General features: G+C 69.7%; 12 protein-coding genes and 2 pseudogenes. 8 read left to right on the top strand and 6 right to left on the bottom strand.

Features of this window, described 5'->3' with window-relative positions; genetic code table 11:
* Positions 1-47: 47 nt before the first annotated feature.
* The 3 genes from SLINC_RS00485 (at position 48) to SLINC_RS00475 (ending at position 3,837) form a co-directional block, all read left to right on the top strand.
* A complete protein-coding gene (locus SLINC_RS00485; protein ID WP_067425219.1) occupies positions 48-1,394 on the top strand; it encodes an aldehyde dehydrogenase family protein in 1,347 nt (448 codons plus the stop codon).
* 484 nt (positions 1,395-1,878) lie between these two features.
* Positions 1,879-2,991 carry an alkene reductase gene (locus SLINC_RS00480; protein ID WP_067425216.1) on the top strand — a complete coding sequence of 371 codons (1,113 nt, stop codon included), beginning with the start codon at positions 1,879-1,881 and terminating at the stop codon, positions 2,989-2,991.
* A 405-nt stretch (positions 2,992-3,396) separates the two neighbouring features.
* On the top strand, positions 3,397-3,837 hold the full coding sequence (locus tag SLINC_RS00475; protein ID WP_152038957.1) for a hypothetical protein: 441 nt from the start codon (positions 3,397-3,399) through the stop codon (positions 3,835-3,837).
* Positions 3,838-4,022: 185 nt separating this feature from the next.
* Here SLINC_RS00475 and SLINC_RS00470 read toward each other — a convergent pair whose 3' ends face one another.
* Positions 4,023-4,622, bottom strand: coding sequence for a hypothetical protein (locus SLINC_RS00470; RefSeq protein ID WP_152038956.1), 600 nt, complete (start codon positions 4,620-4,622; stop codon positions 4,023-4,025).
* Between the two features lie 537 nt (positions 4,623-5,159).
* Here SLINC_RS00470 and SLINC_RS00465 point away from each other — a divergent pair.
* Together SLINC_RS00465 and SLINC_RS00460 are read left to right on the top strand one after the other, a co-directional pair.
* On the top strand, positions 5,160-6,365 hold the full coding sequence (locus tag SLINC_RS00465) for an IS256 family transposase (protein WP_225988473.1): 1,206 nt from the start codon (positions 5,160-5,162) through the stop codon (positions 6,363-6,365).
* Positions 6,366-6,450: 85 nt separating this feature from the next.
* Positions 6,451-7,299, top strand: a pseudogene (locus SLINC_RS00460) (ISL3 family transposase); the annotation flags it as partial.
* Here SLINC_RS00460 and SLINC_RS50335 read toward each other — a convergent pair.
* On the bottom strand, positions 7,203-7,448 hold the full coding sequence (locus tag SLINC_RS50335; RefSeq protein WP_360081211.1) for an ABC-three component system protein: 246 nt from the start codon (positions 7,446-7,448) through the stop codon (positions 7,203-7,205). The pseudogene SLINC_RS00460 and the gene SLINC_RS50335 sit on opposite strands and share 97 nt — an antisense overlap.
* 69 nt (positions 7,449-7,517) lie before the next feature.
* Entirely contained in the window at positions 7,518-8,936 is a 1,419-nt protein-coding gene (locus SLINC_RS00455; RefSeq protein WP_067425209.1) for a DEAD/DEAH box helicase, read from the bottom strand.
* A gap of 406 nt (positions 8,937-9,342) precedes the next feature.
* On the opposite strand from SLINC_RS00455, the gene SLINC_RS00450 reads away from it, so the two are divergent.
* Positions 9,343-10,548: an MFS transporter gene (locus SLINC_RS00450; protein WP_067425205.1), complete on the top strand. Its 1,206-nt coding sequence runs from the start codon at positions 9,343-9,345 to the stop codon at positions 10,546-10,548.
* 701 nt (positions 10,549-11,249) lie between these two features.
* A complete protein-coding gene (locus tag SLINC_RS00445) occupies positions 11,250-14,261 on the top strand; it encodes a glycosyl hydrolase (RefSeq protein ID WP_067425202.1) in 3,012 nt (1,003 codons plus the stop codon).
* Positions 14,262-14,494: 233 nt separating this feature from the next.
* Here the strand turns inward: SLINC_RS00445 and SLINC_RS50330 are convergent.
* From SLINC_RS50330 to SLINC_RS00435, 3 genes and pseudogenes are all read right to left on the bottom strand, one after another.
* Positions 14,495-14,572 (bottom strand): annotated as a pseudogene (locus SLINC_RS50330) (leucine zipper domain-containing protein); the annotation flags it as partial.
* 1,183 nt (positions 14,573-15,755) lie between these two features.
* Positions 15,756-17,480: an acyl-CoA dehydrogenase family protein gene (locus SLINC_RS00440; protein ID WP_067425199.1), complete on the bottom strand. Its 1,725-nt coding sequence runs from the start codon at positions 17,478-17,480 to the stop codon at positions 15,756-15,758.
* Between the two features lie 91 nt (positions 17,481-17,571).
* Positions 17,572-18,144, bottom strand: a complete 573-nt coding sequence (locus SLINC_RS00435) for a PadR family transcriptional regulator (protein ID WP_067425196.1) — start codon at positions 18,142-18,144, stop codon at positions 17,572-17,574.
* A 542-nt stretch (positions 18,145-18,686) separates the two neighbouring features.
* Here SLINC_RS00435 and SLINC_RS00430 point away from each other — a divergent pair.
* Complete coding sequence (locus SLINC_RS00430; protein WP_067425192.1) at positions 18,687-18,896, top strand: DUF6243 family protein; 210 nt, start codon at positions 18,687-18,689, stop codon at positions 18,894-18,896.
* The last annotated feature ends 37 nt before the right edge of the window (positions 18,897-18,933 follow it).

The raw sequence follows: 18,933 nt of genomic DNA, 5'->3' as shown, positions 1-18,933 counted from the left end.
TGGAAGGCAGCCGGGGCGTGGCTTGCATCAAGAACGGAGCACACCCCATGACCGCAACACAGGGGACCGAGTCGAGGACGCGCCAGAGCGAGACGGCGGCGGAGGTGGTCGGCCGTCTGCGGGCGACGTTCAACACCGGTGTCACCCGCCCGCTGGACTGGCGCGTGGAGCAGTTGCGGCGGCTGCGGGCGCTGCTGGTGGAGAACGAGCAGGAGCTGATCGAAGCGCTCTGGGCGGACCTGCGGAAGAACGCCGCCGAGGCGAAGACGCAGGAGATCGACTTCACCGTCGCCGACATCGACGAGACGCTCGCGAATCTCGAGAGCTGGCTTCAGCCCCGCCCGGTGGAGGTTCCCGCCCACTTCGGCCCCACGACAACCGCCTACACCACGTACGACCCGCTCGGGGTCGTCCTGGTGATCGCTCCCTGGAACTTCCCGCTGCACCTTCTCATCGACCCCATCATCGGCGCACTGGCCGCCGGGAACACCGTGGTGGCCAAGCCGAGCGAGATCTCGGTGCACACCTCGGCGGTGGCTTCACGCCTCCTGCGTGAGTACTTCGACGCCGACGTGCTCACCGTCGTCGAGGGGGGCGCCGAGGAGACCACGGCCCTCCTGGCGCAGCGTTTCGACCACATCTTCTACACCGGCAACGGCACGGTCGGCCGGATCGTCATGGCCGCAGCCGCCAAGCACCTCACCCCCGTCACGCTTGAACTCGGGGGCAAGTCGCCGGTCTTCGTGGCGCCCGACGCCGACGTGGACGAGACCGCGAAGCGGCTGGTCGGCGCCAAGTTCGGCAATGCGGGCCAGCAGTGCATAGCCCCCGACTACGTGCTGGCCGATCCTGCCACCGCCGCCGCACTGGTCCCCGCCCTCCGCACGGCGGTCGAAGCCCAGTTCGGCACCACCCCGCAGACCTCCGCCGGCTTCGGCCGGATCATCAACGAGCGGCACTACGACCGGCTCACCCGTCTTCTGGACTCCGGCCAGGCGGCGGTGGGAGGCCGGCACGACCGCGACGACCTGTTCATCGCACCGACCGTGCTCACCGATGTCGACCCCGCATCGCCGGTCATGCAGGAGGAGATCTTCGGCCCGATCCTCCCCGTCGTCGAAGTCGAAGACCTCGATGCCGCCATCGCCTTCATCAACGAACGCGACAAGCCCCTCGCCCTCTACGCCTTCACCACTTCCGAGGCCACCAAGTCGCGCCTGGTGAACGAGACGTCCTCCGGCGGCGTCGCCTGGGGCCAGCCAGTGATGCAACTGCTCATGACCGGCCTGCCGTTCGGTGGCGTCGGCGAAAGCGGCATGGGCCGGTACCACGGCCGGTACACCCTGGAGACGTTCAGCCACCTCAAGGGTGTCGCGGACGTGCCGCTCAGCTAGACCCGCGCTTTCGTGAAGCAGGCTGTCCGATGGGCGATCGGCCGGCGGAAGTGCTGAGATCGCTGTTCCCGCCACCGCCCAAAGAGCGTTCCAGGTGAAGCCGTGTACCGGTCCTCTTCGCGGGGGCGCGTCGAGGGAGCAGGTCGCGGCGCGGGGTGCAGACACCGATCCGTACCGACTCCGGCGGCGGCACCCATGACCTCGTCACCTGGCCGACTGCTGATCGTGTGCAAGGAGCGAGCGAACCCCCGCGCTCCGGTGGGCAGTTGCGCTGGGCCGGCGTCGACACCGACGCCGACGGCATGCGGCTCTCACCGCGTTCGCCGCCCACACCCCGATCGCGGTCGGTCCTGGAACCGCGTCACCGCCAGCGGGCCCGCGCCTGCTCGAGGACCGCATCCGCACCTCCGCAGGGACAGCATGGACCCCCTGCGTCGCAGACCTTCATCCCGTTTCCCTCCGTAGTGCAGAAGGAAAGAGACCAATGCCTGTCAATATTTCGGAAGTTTCGCCCGTTCCATTGCTTTTCTCCCCTGTGTCTCTCGGGAAGATCGAGCTCGCCAACCGCATCGTCATGGCACCGCTGACCCGGGTCCGGGCCGGTTCCTCCGGCATCCCCGGGGATCTGATGGTCGAGTACTACCGGCAGCGGGCGAGCGTCGGAATGATCATTACCGAGGGCACCTACCCCGACCACGCGTCGCAGGGGTATGTCGGTGAGCCGGGCATCGCCACCGACGAGCAGGCGGCCGGCTGGCAGCGGGTGTTCGAGGCGGTGCACGCCGAGGGCGGCCGCATCGTCCTGCAGATCATGCACGCCGGCCGCGGCACCCACCCCGACATCAACGGCGGCCGCCGCATCCTCGCCCCCAGCGCGATCGCCATCGACAACAAGACGTTCACCGAGAAGGGCGAGCAGCCCTACCCCGTACCGGAAGCGATGACCACCGCAGAGATCCGGACAGCCCTGGAGGACTTCGTCGCCGCGGCTCGCCGGGCCATCGAGGCGGGAGCGGACGGCGTGGAAATCCACGGCGCCAACGGCTACCTGCTCCACCAGTTCCTCTCCCCGGCGGCCAACCAGCGCACCGACGAGTACGGCGGCTCGCCGCACAACCGCGCCCGCTTCGTCGTCGAGGTCGCCACGGCCATCGCCCAGGCCGTCGGTGCCGAGCGGGTCGGGCTGCGGATCTCGCCGGAGGTCGACCTCGGGGACGTCTTCGAGACCGACCGGGACGACGTCCTGGCCACCTACGGCACCCTGCTCGACCAACTGCGCCCGCTGGGCCTGGCCTACCTCTCCGTACTGCACGCCGAGCCGGGCGGCGACCTGGTACAGGAGCTGCGGCGGCGCTTCGACGGCAAGCTGATCGTCAACAGCGGCCCCCTCGGGGGGCAGACCACCCGCGAGCAGGCGCTCCAGCACATCGAGGCCGGCCACGCCGACGCCGTGGCCGTGGGCCGGGCCCTCATCGCCAACCCCGACCTGGTCGAGCGCTGGCAGGGCGGCCAGCCGGAGAACGAGCCGCGGCCGGAACTGTTCTACGGGCCGGGCGCCGAGGGCTACACCGACTATCCCTTCGTCGAAACGGCTTGACGCCCACCCTCACGCCTGTCCATGCGCCAGCCCCACTCGGACGCGGTTCACGAGTTGCCTAGCACCTGATTCGCCGCTCGTTAACGGCTCCCCAACCGACGCCACCACTGGCACAGGGCCCTTCACACCGGAGGGCCCTGAGCCATGCCCGCAGTGGACAACGGACAGAACGAAACCCCATCCATAACTTCGGCTTCGCAGCACAGCCAGGCCGCAGATCGGGCACGGACACAGGGGTGGTCAGCATCGGCTCCGGCAGCGTCCATGTCACCTCCCATCCCTTCCACCCGCCATGTCCGCCACCCGAGTGGCTGCGCATCGCCTGGTGAGCAACGTACAACTCCGCTCGCCAACGACATGAGGGCCCCGGCCGCAGCACCCGAGGGCGTGGGCATACTGCTGGCCATGACGACCCCGCTCCGTACCCGCGTGTACGCGATGACCGTCACGGTGCTGGTGTGCGTGGTGGGTAGCGGAGCCTGCTTCGGCTTCCTCCTGGACGGCTGGGCGGGAGCCGCAGTGGGCGCGGGTGCCGCCAGCCTGGGCGCGGGATTCGGAATGCTTGTCCGCCCCCGGCCGACGGTGACTTCCGTCCAGGCCGCCAGGGGCGACGGCTATGCCGAAGGGATCGCCGACGTGGTCCTGTTGAGCATCGCGACGTACGAGGCCGCGGTCTTCCCACTCACCTCTGATGGGGTCGCGATGAAGAACAACAGGCCCGTCGCACCGTCGCGTACCGGCTCTCCGCCTACGACGGACTGCCCCGTTCCGTTCGCGTGTCGGCGGCGTCCGCGTTGGAGGCTCTCGACGACGGAGCGGACGCCGAACGTGCCCGCGCTGCCGTGAAGGAACTGTCGCTCGCCATATATGACTACCGCAGCGGCCGTTCTCTGCAGGGTGATGCCTCGGACACCAGCAGCGGGTAGAGATCGCGGCCGCGGCGTGATCGTATGCCCGCGGACGAAGGTTGAGCAGGCCGAGCCAGCAACTGACAGCGCTCTTTGCTTTCGGCGGGTGATCGCCTGCGGGGATCACTGTGTGGGGGACGGGGGCGTGAGTGCGCTGCGGGCTTCGGCCGGGTCATGGTGCCGGTGCCACGCCTGGTACACGGCGCTGGCCATGAGGAGTGCCGCGAAGTCGACAAGGGCGTAGCCGCCGGGAAGGCCGGAGGGCGGGTTGCCCATGAGGAGCAGTCCGGTGATGTCGTGGGGCCGGTAGCTGTAGAGGCCAAAGTGGGTACCGGCGAACTCGCCGGGAACGGTCACCGCGATGATCCATGGAATACGCGCCCGCATGACGGGGTGTTGACGGACCGCGGCGATGAGGAGGAGGCCGATGACGCCGCTGTAGTCCGTCCGCTCGGCCAGCAGGAGCCCCCACAGTGTCCACGCCGCCAGGCCGGCGTAAGCGGCGCGATGCAGCCATCGAGGTGATGGTGTGCGGGCAAGGATGACGCTGGTGAGGAAGATGAACGCGTGGCCGGCGGGGACCCAGGCTGGGAAGTTGCCGAGCCGGTAGTCCCACCACTGCATGCCGTGGGTTCCCACGAACTCCAACGTGCAGGCCACAGCGACGGCACACAGGATCTGCACCTGGACCCAGGAGCTCTCGTGCCAGGCCATGAACGTCACACAGCCACCGACAACCAGCCCAATAACCAGTTGACCCAACGGCCCGACATGGGGCTCGGTCAGACAGGAAATCACAACGGTGCCAGCGGCCCACAGGTATACGAGCAGGCGCTCCGAACGGCGCGACAAGCGGTGTCGTGTGCCCAGGCCGCCAGGGCGAGCGTCCTCCCGCTCCTGCACGGCCGTGGCAGTACGCAAGAGCACTGACAATCCGGAACCACGAGAGCGCATTGTCGGTCGGCCGATGGGAGTCATACCTGATGAACGACGCAATCTGGTGAGAGGAAGCCCATTCACCGGATCGTGTGGCGTCTTCCTGAGGGGTGGACGCCACACGATGCAGCCCGGCCCGGAGCCCAGTCAGGGACTACCTCTGCGTGTCGGCCGAAAGCGGGAGTGTAAATCTAACGGCGGATCCGACGATCATGGGAGAGACGTCAAGTGACTGACACCGCCGTGGAGTTGGAGAACGTGGAACCTGTCGGGAGCGCCCCGGCCGGGCAGCCTGCGCCCGTGTCAGATGAGCAACTGGTCGCGATGCTGGTGGAACGGGCCCGGTCTGAGGGTCTGCAGCTGACCGGGCAGGGCGGGCTGCTGCAGCAGCTCACCAAGCGGGTCCTGGAATCTGCTCTGGAAGGTGAGATCACCGATCACCTCGGCTATGAACGCCACGATGCTGTCGGCCGGGGCAGCGGCAACTCCCGCAACGGGAGCCGGGCCAAGACCGTGCTGACCGACGTCGGGCCGGTGGACGTGAAGGTGCCCCGCGACACTGCCGGCAGCTTCGAGCCGCAGATCGTCAAGAAGCGACGGAGGCGCCTGACCGGCAATGGCGAGATGGTGCTCTCCTTATCCGCGAAGGGCCTCACTCACGGGGAGATATCGGCTCATCTCGCCGAGGTGTACGGCGCCGAGGTGTCCGAGCAGACCGTCTCCACCATCACCGGCCAGGTGATGGAGGGCATGGCCGAATGGCAGAACCGTCCCCTCGACCGCGTCTACCCGGTCCTGTTCGTGGACGCCGTCAACGTCAGGATCAGGGACGGGAAGGTCGCGAACCGTCCCATCTACGTGGTGATGGCGGTGACGGTGGACGGCACCCGCGACATCCTCGGCATCTGGGCCGGCGACGGCGGCGAGGGCGCCGAGTACTGGCTGCATGTGTTCACCGAGCTGAAGAACCGCGGCCTGGACGACGTGCTCATGCTGGTCTGTGACGGGCTCAAGGGCCTACCCGAGGCCGTGGAGACCGTCTGGCCTCGCACCATCGTCCAGACATGCGTGGTTCACCTGCTGCGGAACTCGTTCCGTCATGCCGCCCGCCAGGACTGGGACAAGGTCGCAGGGGCCCTCAAACCCGTCTCCACCGCACCCGGCGAGGACGCCGCGACGGAGCGGTTCCTGGAGTTCCGGGAATCCTGGGGCCGGAAGTATCCGGCGATCGTGAAGCTGTGGTCGGACGCCTGGGCCGAGTTCGTGCCTTTCCTCGCCTTCGACGTCGAGATCCGCAAGGTCATCTCCAGCACGAACGCGATCGAGAGCGTCAACGCACGCATCCGCGGGTCCGTCCGCGCCCGCGGGCACTTCCCCAACGAGGCCGCCGCCCTCAAGTGCATCTACATGGCCCTGATGAGCCTGGACCCGACGGGCAAGGGCCGCAAGCGGTGGACCATGCGCTGGAAAGCACCTCTCAACGCGTTCCAGATCGCCTTCGAGGGCCGCCTGACCTCGAGCAACAACTGACCACTCAACAACCAAGATCAGCCGTTAAATTGGCTCTGTTCCGTAGTCGGTGGTGACGGCGGGTGACGGGCGTCGTTGACGTTGCATGCGAGATATCAACTCCCTTGTGGCAACAGTGTTTTCAGGGCTCTTGGCGCTGGTCATCGAGGATGTGGCGGACGACGGCGAGATGATCCGGGTCTTGGCCCGGACTCGGGATGCTCCCTTTCCCTGCCCGATGTGCGGGGTCCCGACGGGGAAGGTGCACGGATACCACGTCCGGACCGTTGCGGATGTGCCGGTCGATGGCCGCCGGGTCGTAGTCAACGTCCGGGTACGACGTCTGGTCTGCCCGGTCCTGGGCTGTCTGCGGCAGACCTTCCGCGAGCAAGTCCCTGGGCTGATCGAGCGGCTTCAGCGCCGCACCACGCGTCTGACCAGCCAGGTCTCTGGCGTGGTTAAGGAGTTATGCGGCCGGGCGGCTGCCCGGCTCACCCGGTTACTGGCCGTGCCCGTATCGTTCGCCACCGCCCTGCGGGTGCTGCGGGGAATTCCCCCGCCGACGCTGCGGATCCCGAGAGTGATCGGGGCCGATGACTTCGCCCTGCGCCGCCACCGCTACGCCACGATCATCATCGATGCCGAGACCGGGGAACGCGTCGATGTCCTGCCCGACCGCGAAGCCGCCACATTGGAGGCGTGGCTGCGCGGGCAGGAAGGGATCGAAGTCGTGTGCCGGGACGGCTCGGCCACCTACGCCGAGGCGATCCGCCGGGCCCTGCCCGACGCGGTGCAGGTCAGCGACCGCTGGCACCTGTGGCGAAATCTGTGCGACAAAGTCCTGGCCGAGGTCCGCGCTCACGCCCCCTGCTGGGCCACCGTCAACCCGCCCCGGCCCGGCGGCGTCCGCGAGCAGACCACCCGCGAGCGCTGGCACAAAGTCCACGCCCTTCTGCGCTCGTACTTGCTGATCTCTCCAGGCAACAAGAGATTGTCGTCCGACCACCGGGAGCGCTGGGTGAAGGCGCGGATATAATCGCGCACCGCGATGCCGACCCGGGTCTTGCCGATGTCGATCAAATCCAGTTGGCGGACGAAGGTCATGTTCGCGTAGTCCGAGGGGTCAGGCGCGAGGACGGCGATATCCTCGTCGAGGATCCGCACCCATCGGCGTCAGCGGCCCTTGCGGACCCGGGCCGCGGCACGGGCTTCCGCCGCCTTGCGGGCCTCGGCCGCCTTGCGGGACTCCTTCGCGGGGCGCCCCGCACGGGAGCCGAGGCCGCGGAACGGGACGTTGCCGCTGGTGGTCTTCGTCCCGGTCGGCGGGCGTTTCGCGCCGGTGATGGCGGTCAGCTTCGCCTCGCCGGAGCGGACCTGGGTGACTGTGGGCCGGATGCCGGCTTCGGACATCATCCGGTTCACATCGCGGCGCTGGTTGGGCGTGACCAGGGTGACCACGGTCCCGGACTGCCCGGCCCGTGCCGTACGTCCGCCACGGTGCAGGTAGTCCTTGCCGTCGGCGGGCGGGTCGACATTGACGACGAGGTCCAGGGTGTCGATGTGAATGCCCCGCGCGGCGACATCGGTGGCCACCAGCACGGTGATCCGGCCGTCCTTGAACTGACCGAGCGTGTGCGTGCGCTGGGGCTGCGACTTCCCGCTGTGCAGAGCACCGGCCCGTACGCCGCTGGCCCGCAGGTGCCGGGTGAACTGGTCCACGCCCGCCTTGGTGTCCAGGAACATCAGCACGCGGCCGTCCCGCGCGGCGATCTCGGTCGCGGTCGCGTACTTGTCGGCGGCGTGGATGTTCAGCACATGGTGTTCCATCGTGGCGACAGACCCCGCCGCAGGGTCGACCGAGGTGAGAACCGGGTCGTGGAGGTAGTCCCGCACCAGCTGGTCGACGTTGCGGTCGAGCGTGGCCGAGAACAGCAGTCGCTGCCCGTCGGGGCGCACCTGATCCAGGACCTGCGTGACCTGCGGCAGGAAACCCAGGTCGCACATCTGGTCCGCCTCGTCCAGCACCGTGATCCGCACCTGCCCCAGGTGACAGTCCCGGCGCGACACCAGGTCGGCCAGCCGCCCCGGCGTCGCGACAACCACCTCGGCCCCGGACCGCAGCTGCGCCTGCTGCCGGTTGATGGACAGCCCGCCGACCACCGTCGCCAGGCGCACCTTCAGCGTCTGCGCATACGGTGCCAGCGCGTCGCTCACCTGCTGTGCGAGTTCCCGGGTCGGCACCAGGACCAGCGCGAGCGGCCGCTTCGACTCCGCTCGCAGGCCCGCTGTCCGGACCAGAAGCGCCAACCCGAAAGCCAGCGTCTTGCCGGAGCCGGTCCGTGCCCGGCCGAGGACGTCGCGGCCGGCCAGCGCGTTGGGGAGGGTGGCCGCCTGGATCGGGAAGGGCTCTGTCACCCCCAGGCCGGTCATCGCACTCATCAGTTCCGGCGGCAGCCCGAGCGCGTCGAACGACGCGGCCGGAGGCAGTCCGGGGGACGCCCCCTGCGGCGTCGAAGGTTCGCCCTGCGCTCCTGTCGCCCGCCGCGGTGTACCGGCAGGGGAGAGGCCAGGGGCCGACGGCTTCGCGTTCATGGGGGAACCTTCCTGATCTGTCGCCCCGGAACGGCCCGGGGCCCGTACCCCTTGGTACGGGCCCCGGTGATGTCGAAGCGTGCCCTCATTTTATCAGCGGGCGGCCCTTGTTATCAGCGGGCAGCCCTTGACCGAGCTCGGCGGCTTCGGCATCGCCTGACCGGCAGATTGGTGGACCGACAGCAGCGCATCGGCGTGACGCTGTGACATGGATCATGCCGAGTGGGCGGGGATCTTGGAATGCCTGGCCCGGCGCAGCCGCTGCACCTGTTATGGGCTTGCCATGCCCTGGGGGCGCCGGGCGACGATGCCAGGTACGGGCCACGAGGAGCCGCGACACCGCGGCCGCGACCCGACGCTCCCGCATTCCTCTCGCACCGCTCCGTCCGAAAGGTTCTCCTGCGCCATGCCACTGGCTCTCCTGGCCCTGGCTGTTGTCGCCTTCGGCATCGGCACGACCGAATTCGCCACAATGGGGCTGCTGCCCCAGATCGCTGACGGCGTCGACGTGTCCGTGCCGCAAGCAGGCAATGTCGTCTCCGCCTACGCGCTGGGTGTCGTCGTCGGTGCCCCGGTGCTGACGGGCATCGGTGCACGCATACCCCACAAGAAGCTGCTGCTGCTCCTGACCGGCCTGTTCGTCCTCGGCAACGTCGCATCCGCGCTCGCCCCGAACTTCGGCCTGCTCTTCGCCGCCCGCTTCCTGGCCGGCCTGCCCCACGGTGCCCTCTTCGGAGTGGGCGCGGTCGTGGCGTCCCGGCTGGTCGCCCCCGACCGGGCCGCACGCGCGGTGTCGAAGATGTTCCTCGGCCTGACCATCGCCAACATCGTCGGCGTCCCGGCAGGCACGGCCCTCGGACAACAGCTGGGCTGGCGATCCGCCTATGTCGCGGTCGCCGTCATCGGCCTCGTCGCCCTCGCCGCGCTGGCCGTCTTCGTCCCCGACCAGCCCCGTGGCCGGCAGTCCGGCGTCCGGCACGAACTGCGGGCGATGGGCAACAAGCAAGTGGTCATCGGCCTGGCCACGGCGGTCGTGGGATTCGGAGGGTTCTTCGCCGTCTACAGCTACCTGGTGCCCATGCTGACGAACGTGACGGGTCTTTCCGATTCCTCGACCACGCTGGTCCTCGCGCTCTACGGCGTCGGCATGACCCTCGGCACGCTGGTCGCCGGTCCGCTCACGGACCGTGCCCTGCGACCGACGCTGTACGCCGGGCTCGCCCTGCTGACCTCGGCGCTCGTGGTGTTCTACTTCGCCGTCCACAGCACCGTGCCCGCCCTGGTGACGATCACTGTCATCGGCGCCATGGGCGCTCTCATCACCACGCCCGTCCAGATGCTGCTGATGGCCAAGGCGAAGGACGCCCCGACCATGGCGGCGGCCTCCAACCACTCCGCCTTCAACCTGGCCAACGCGGGCGGCGCCTGGCTCGGCGGCCTCGCCATCTCGGCAGGCTGGGGCTGGGCCTCGCCGGCCCTGGTCGGCGCGGCTCTCGGCGTGGCCGGGCTGGGGCTGGCGTTCATCGGTGGCTTCATGGATCGGGGTGGCCGACGCTCCGAGGTGATCACGTCGTCGGGCGCGCAGACCGAGCAGGTCACCGCTGCCCAGTAGGAACGGCCGTGCTGTGGTGTCCTCGGCGGCGGGCGGCTCCTTCTCCCTCGGCGGACAGACACGGTCTGCGAGAACTGCTCCGGCCGACGGTCCGTGTACACGAGAGTGATCCGGGAGTAGTGCGAGAGCTGAGCCGCTTCTTCCAGGGATTGCGGATCGTCGAGCCGAGGAGTCGAACGGCCCCGGGTATGCGTGGAGCGGCCCGCCGCGCAGTATGCCGAGTAGTCGTTGTACGCGTCCGGGCGGTCTCGGCGCCGAGCGGGAGCCGCAGACCGAGCTCACCCGTATGCCCTGGCCGGCCAGGCCTACCGCAGGACCGGCCAGGGCCAGGTGGCGCCGGTGCAGCAGGAGACGGTCGCGGTCTCGCGTACGGCGGCCTCGACGCGGTCGGCCGCCCGGCGCTGCCAGTGCGGTTGCGCCGCGGCCGTCCTCGGCGCCGAACAGGCCGTCGGGGGCGGCGGAGGGGAGTGGTGGGGGAGCGGACGGCGAAGGGCGCGGGTGACTTCGTCGCCATCGCCTCCGGTGTGGGGCGCTCTTGGCCGCTCGGTACGCCGTCGGGAGTTGGTGCGCGGCTCTTGACCCGTGCGGGAGCCCGGGCTTAGCGTTCCGGCGTTTACAGCGTATTGAAACGTTTCAACACCTCGGTTGCCTCCTCTGCCCGATCCCTTGTCCACTGCCTGAACCACACCTTGGGGCGAACCATGCACAAGCCCATTCCGCAGCGTGGCGGGATATCCCGGCGCGCGGTACTGACCGTCACCCTGGCCGCGGGCGCGGCCACGGCGCTCACCGCGACCGGCGCGCCGCGTGCCGGGGCCGTACCGCTGACCGGGCAGGAGCAGTCGGCCGGCGCCTGGTTCACCGCGCCCCCGCGCTCCGTGCGCCCCAAGTTCCGCTGGTGGTGGCCGGACGGACTCGTCGACCCGACGGAGATCGCGCGCGAGATCGATCAGATCGCCGACGCCGGCTTCGGCGGCGCCGAGATCGCCGCCGTCCACCACAGCATCAAGGACAAGTCCGTCCTGGACACGGCTCAGCACGGCTGGGGGAGCACCCCCTGGCGCGAGGGCGTCGAGGCCGCCCTGAGACAGGCGGCCCGCCGCGGCCTGACCGTCGACCTCACGCTCGGCCCCAGCTGGCCCGCCGCCGTCCCCGGACTTGCCCCCGACGATGAGGTCGCCGCCCGGGAACTCGCCTACGGCCGCACTCCGGTGGCCGCCGGCGCCACCTACCAGGGCCCGGTCCCCGAGCCGGTGCGCGAGGCCGCGGACGGTGCCACCCGGCGCAGCCTGCTGGCCGTCCAGGCCGCCCGCGTCAACCCGGCCCATGCCACCCGCAAGGAGACCGGCCTGGACCTCGACAGCGTCCAGGACCTCACCGAGACCGTCCGCAACGGCACCCTGACCTGGACCGCGCCCACCGACGGCGACTGGGTGCTGATCTCCTACTGGCAGCGCGGCACCGCCCAGCAGCCCGAGTCCGGCCCGCACTCCGCCCCGGCCGCCTACGTCGTCGACCACTTCAGCCCCGCCGGTACCGCCGCCATCACCGGATTCTGGGAGCGTGCCGTCCTGACCGGCACGGTGCGCAGACTCCTCAAGGCCGCCGGCGGCGCCTTCTTCGAGGACTCCATCGAGCTGGAGACCGATGCGCTGGTGTGGACCCCGGCGCTGCCCGACGCATTCCGGAAGAAGACGGGCCGCTCCCTCCTGCCGTACCTGCCCGCCATCGTCCTCGACAACAGCAACCAGGTCTTCACCTTCGACGCCCAGACCACCCGGCAGATCAGACACGACTTCTGGCAGACCGTCTCCGAGCTCTTCAACACCCACCACGTCACCGCTCTGCGGGACTGGGCCCACTCGCTCGGCATGCAACTGCGCTCGCAGCCCTACGGCCTCCAGACCGACGCCATCGCCTCCGCCGCGATCCTCGACACCGCGGAGGGAGAGTCGCTCGGCTTCAAGAACCTGGACGACTACCGCTGCCTGGCGGGCGGACGGGACATGGCCGGACACACCGTGCTGTCCTGCGAATCGGGCGCCTACAACGGCTCGGCGTACAGCACGACCTGGGACCGGTTCCTGCGCACCATGGGCGGTGCCTACGCCGCCGGCGTCAACCAGACGGTGGTGCACGGCTTCTCGTACGCGGCCGCCCCCGGAGCCCGCTGGCCCGGCTTCGCCGCCTTCAGCCCCTACAACGGCGCCCCCGGCTACGGAGAGTCGTGGGGCCCCCGACAGCCCACCTGGCGGCACGTCGAGGACATCGCCGACTACCTCGGCCGCGTGCACCAGGTCCTCCAGACCGGCACACCTCGTGCGGACGTCGCGGTCTTCCGGCAGACCGGCTACACCGCCACCGGCATCGGCGCCTCCTGGTTCACCGCGACCGGCGTCCCGCTCGGCTGGACCCACCAGTTCCTCAGCGGCCCCCTGCTCGACCTGCCCAGCGCCCGCGTGTCGGACGGCCACCTGGCCCCCGACGGCCCCGCCTACAAGGCCCTGTTCGTCGAAGGCGACTTCTTCTACAGCTCCACCCCCACCCTCGCCCTCGCCGACGCCCGCAAGCTGCTGAGCCTGGCCCGGGCGGGGCTGCCCATGGTCCTGCTCGGCGCCTTCGACCAGGCCCTGACCCCCGGCGTACCCGCCCAGGACGAGTCGGCGCGCCTGCGCGAGGTGCTCGCGAGCCTCCTCGCCCTGCCCCACACCAAGGCCGTCACCGACAAGAGCGCCGTCGGCGAGGCCCTCACCGCCCTCGGCATCACCCCCGACGTCCGCTACGCCAGACCCTCCACCCTCCTCAACGCCCACCGCGTCACCGGCGACACCGACCTGTACTACCTCTGCAACGGCAAGCACGCCGAGACCGTCAAACCGCCCGTCGCGGCCATCGACCACGACATCACCCTGCGCCGCACCCGCCGCGGCAGGACCGTTCCCTACCTGCTCGACCCATGGACGGGAGATGCGACCCGGATCGGCCGCTACACCGAGAACGCCGACGGCATCACCCTGCGCGTCACCCTCCAACCCGGTCAGGCGACCGTCATCGCCCTTGGCCGGCCAGGCCTCTTCGGGGACCGCAACGGCAACCGGCAGCACGCCGTGGACAGCACCGCCGACCGCGTCCTGTTCACCGACCGCGGCCTTGCCGTCCGCGCCGCGACCGGGGGCACGTACACGACCGGGCTCTTTGAAGGCCGTACGGTCACCACGACACTGCCGCCGGTTCCCGCCCCCATCACACCGGACCGCTGGCAGCTCGACGTCGCGGACTGGCACCCCGGCGCCGAGCCGACCACCACCGAGATCGTCCGGCGCACGCTGGCTCTCGACGCCCTCCTGCCCTGGTCGCAGATCCCCGAACTGGCCGACTCGGCCGGCATCGGCCGCTACCGCACCACCGTGACCCTGCCCGCCGACTGGACCGCGGCCCACGGCGCGTACCTCGAACTGGGCACCGTCAGCGACACGTTCCGTGTCACGGTCAACGGCACCCCGCTGGCCCCCGCCGACCGCCTCCGCCCGGTCGTCGACCTCGGCGGACACCTGCGACCCGGCGCGAACACGATCGAGGTGGAGGTGGCGACCCCCCTCATCAACCGCCTCCGCGTCAGCCAGCCGTCCGTCTTCGGCACGGCCGCCCGCCAGGCGTACGGCCTGTCAGGCCCCGTCCGACTGGTGCCGTACGCCCAGGCCCGGCTGAGCTGACGGCACACGCGTGCCGAGCGGCCCGCTACCGCCGGGCGCCGGTGGCAGCGGGCCTTCCGCGGTGCCACTGGCGGACGCGCCCACGCGATGGCCCGGCCGGGCGGGCCGGTTGGTGATACGGCGGCCCCGTGGTCGATGTCGAATCCGGCGCCGACGGTGCGGGCGGCCAGCCGGACGGGGCCGATGAGAGGTGCTCGCGCCGCCGCAGCATCACCTGTTGTTCGATCGCGGGCGGTGTCCTGCGGGCTCCGGTGCGGACGGCTGGAGCGATCGTGCATCCCTGCTGCCCCGTGCCGGCGGAAACGCTCCACCGGTGTGGGCGCCGGCGCGGCCGTCCTGCTGACGGGCTGCTTCCTCGGCGGGCTCTACTGGTACCAGAGGCCGGCCGCGAGTGGATCACACTGATCGAACGGGTCGAACTCCCCAACGCTCCGGCCCTGTCGGACGTTGAACGCCTGGCGGCCAGCTCGACGCCAGGTGCGGGTCGAGGACGGCTCGGTGCGCGCTGGCCTCAGGGCTGTCGGTGCGCTGTTGGAGTGGCTGCGGGGTTGATTGTCCGCCGGGGTGTTGAAGCGTCTGACGGGTCTGGGTCCACGCAACGGTTGACGGCGCGGCAGGGCAGGTTCTGGGCCGATTCGGGGCTTGCTGGTCTGGCCATGGGGGGGGGAGGGGAGTTGGGGCGCCGCGACCTCGGGTACAGTTGATCTTGAGCTGGTTGCTGCAACTGCGGTCGGCTGGTGTTGCGTTGGTGGTCCAAGGAAAGACGCCCCGCTTCCTGCGGGGAAATGCAGGTGCGAGGCCTGCCCGGCGCTCGATGTGGGGCCTGTCCGTATGCGGACAGGCCCCACACGTTTTGTGAGGGCCGCTCTGCCGGCCCATGGTGGGAACGGACGGTGCACTGGGACGCGCGAAGCCGACCAGCTGGATTCGCTGCGCGGCCGCAGTGGGTCGAGGCGGGTCGGCGCGGCCTTGGAGCCCGAGGCTCACACGATGGTGCAGGGCATTGGATGATGCGTCAGCATCAGGTACTGATCGCCACCACTGGTGGCTCTTCCCGGCGCCCGCTCGTCCTGGAGTGTGCGCTGCGTGTGCCGTTCGCGTACCGGCGCGCGGTCCTCGTACCCAGCGCGGTGTGTGCGGGGCGCGTCCGAGGGCTGGACTGCCGACCGGGGGACCGGCCGTGACCGATGACAGCACCTGCGCGGTCACCCTGACCGACCTCAGCGGCGCCCGCCTGCAGTCCACGCCGCTCTACCCTGTCACCGCCAGGACCGTGGAATGTGACGAGGCGGATCTTGCTCCGGCCGGTCCGAAGCCTGTGGCCCGCGGAACGGGACGAGCCGACCCGGCGCGAACCGCGGAGCACCCCGCAGCCGGGACCGAAACGGCTGCCGTGACCGCACCATTTGACTGGTCTGCTTGCCGTGCTGGGGGGAGGTACGCGGGTGGCCGGGCGTGTGTCGCGCCCGGCCACCGTTGATGCGTACGGCGTGGCTACGGGGCCATCTCGTACGCGCCGGACAGTGCCTCGACCTGCTGCCAGACCCGCTCCGTACGCGCTGTGTCGACGACCGGTCGGCGGACCGAGCTCAGCGCCCACTCCTGCTGCTGTTCGGTGGCCGAGTCCTTGCCGTGCAGTTCGACGGCGTGCCCGGAGAAGTCCCGTACGAGGACGGCGAAGAGCTCGTCGAGGACGTCCTCGTCGAGTCCGGTCAGGGCGGCCTGCTCCAGGACGAGCTGGCCGTGCACGACGAGGGCGAAGAGCTGTCCGATCGACAGGACGAGGTCGAGGTCGCGGCTCTGCTCCGCATCGGGGCCTGCCGTGGCGACGAACTCGCAGAGCGCGTCGGCCTGTTCACGCAGGCGGGCGACGTTGGGAAGCCGCGCATACGTCTCGAAGGCCGGACGCCAGTCGTGGAAGCGCACCGAGCTCAGGCCGCGGGCCGGGCCCTGCCGGAACAGGAAGTCGTCGTCGGCCGCGTCGAGGCGGGTCGGCACGTCGGGGTAGTCGGCCGGGTCGAGTAGGTGGCTGCGCATGAACTTCAGGATCAGTGCCAGGTTGACGTGGACCGTGCCCTCCAGCTTCGGCAGGCTGCGGATCTCCACGGCCGCCTGGCCGAAGTAGTTGTCCTTCTCGAAGCCCTTGGCGGCGATCACGTCCCACATCAGGTCGATGACCTTCTCGCCCTCCGTGGTCACCTTCATCTTCGTCATCGGGTTGAAGAGCAGGTAGCGGCGGTCGTCGGGGCCGGCGGAGCGGAAGTAGTCGACGGCGCGGTCGCTGAACAGCTTCATGCCGACGAGCCGGACGTATGCGTCGGTCAGCTCGCGGCGTACGTGGGGGAAGGCGGTGACGGGACGGCCGTAGAGGATGCGGTTGTGGGCGTGGGTGACGGCCTCGTACATCGCGTGTTCGCAGATGCCGATGGAGGCGGTGCACAGGTTGAACTTGCCGACGTTGACCGTGTTGAGGGCGGCGTCGAAGGCGGCGCGGCCGGTGTGCAGGACGTCCTCGGCCGTGATGGGGTAGTTCTCCAGGCGGAACTCGCTGACGAACTTGGAGGAGTCGACGACGTTCTTGACCAGGTGGTAGCTCGGGTGTCGGCTGTCGGCGCCGAAGAACACGTAGCCGTCGGGGCCCTCGACGTCGGTTCGGCGGCCGAAGACGGAGACGAGTCCGGCGGCGTTGCCGTTGCCGATGTAGTACTTGGAGCCGGTGGCGCGGAAGCCGCCGTCGCCGTCGGGCTCGAGGAGCATGTCGGTGGAGTAGATGTCCGCGCCGTGAGCCTTCTCGGACAGGCCGAACGCGAACACCTCGCCCTGGGCGAGGAGTTCCGCGGCGCGGGCGCGGGCGGCGGTGTTGTCGCTCTGCCAGACGGGGCCGAGACCGAGGATGGTGACCTGCCAGGCATACCAGTAGTCCAGGCCGTAGAAGCCGAGGATCTCGTTGAGCGCGGCGATACGGGCGGTGTCCCAGCGCTTGCCGGGCTCTGCCTGTCCAGTGGCGGACGACGGCGTCAGGAAGGTGGCGAACAGGTTCTCCTTCGCGGCGAAGGCGAGGAAGTCCCCGAGCCAGGCGCGGGTCCGGTAGTCCTCGGTCAGTTGCCGCTTCCCCCGCTCCTCGAACCAGTCGACTGTGGCACGCAGCAGTCGGCGCGTCTCGGCGTCGAAGTGCGTGGGGTCGTAGGTGCGCGGGTTGAAGAGCAGCTGGTCAGCCATGGTGAGGGCCTCTTTCGGCAGGCGGGCGGAGGGCAATTGTGGGTGGGGTGGCCAAAGGGGATCGGAGGTGAGGCCGGCGGGTGGGGCGGCGTCAGCGGCCTGGGCCGAACCGGGCCAAAGTGGTGAGCACGTCGTCCAGCCAGCCGATCATCATCCGCTCGTACGCGATGCCGCCGCGCAGGACGACGTGCTGGAGCTCTCGCTCCGGATCGAGCGGCGCTCGCGCGGCGGCCGCGTTCACCTCGGGGCCCGTGAAGTCCCGCTCCTCGCCCGCGCGATAGTGCTCCAGCCGGTCCTGGTGTGCCTGCCGGTGCCGCTCCACCTCGTGGATCAGGGCGGCCGGGTCGTCGAACGCGGCACCACGGATCTTCACCGCCAGGTCGTGGCGGACGCTGTCCGGCTCGATCGGATCGTGCAACCACGAGGACAGCGCGGCCCGGCCGAGGTCGGCGACGGAGTACTCCTTCTTGTCCGGCCGGCCTTGCTGCGGGACGTCCCGGACGTCGACCCAGCCGTCGCTCTCCATACGCTTGAGCACGCGGTAGATCTGCTGGTGCGTCGCGGTCCAGAAGTAGCCGATGGACCGCTCGAAACGCCGGGCCAGCTCGTAGCCGGATCCCGGCCTCTCCAGGAGCGACACCAAGATCGCGTGTTCGAGCGCCATGGGCACCGATCGTGCTATGCAACTCGTTGCATAGCAAGTCTCACGGGCTCCGATGCGACGCGGCTCACCCTCGCTGGCCGTACCGCATCGTGTTCACCCGGCTGTGCTTCGATCCCCGCACCCAGGTGTACTACGAACGCCGCACCCAGGAGGGCAAGACCCGACGTGAGATCATTCGGTGCCTTGAGCGATATGCCGCCTGAGCGGTGTTTCACCTGGTCAGGACGGTGCCCAGCACCTCCTCGTTAGTCCCGCGCCCCCTCGTCATAGGGGCGTCTGTGACAGGAATGGCGCTGCAGAACCTCCCGTCGGCTCGTCTCCATCTGCGGGGCTCCGTGATCGCCGAGGGTCCGGCCGACGCCGGGGCGCGGCGAAAAACTTGGTGTGCGGGGCCGACGGAACCGGGTAACGTCATGGTCATGTTCTTCCAGACGCCGATTTACGAGTGAGAGCGTGATGGGCCCCTGCTGACGTCCTTCGACGTCGCCGCGCCCGTCCCCCACCGATGAATCCGTAGATCACTTCTCATTCCGGGAGAACCCGTGAGCAAGAACATCAACAACCCCGTGGGCATGGGCGGCGGCCAGCGCAAGAAGCTGTCCCGCGCCGAACGGCAGAACAACGGTCCGTACCGCAACCTCGACCGCCAGAGTGCCGCCGACCAGAAGGCGGAGCTGGTGCGCAAGATGCGCGAGAAGGCAGGCGCAGCCGAGAGCGCCGGGCAGACGGGCGACGACACCGCACAGAGCTGACCCACCGCCGCCGCAGGGCGGCACCGCACGGGGTAGG

This window comes from Streptomyces lincolnensis (assembly GCF_001685355.1).
GTDB lineage: Bacteria > Actinomycetota > Actinomycetes > Streptomycetales > Streptomycetaceae > Streptomyces > Streptomyces lincolnensis.
This window is presented reverse-complemented; position numbering and strand designations above follow the sequence as displayed.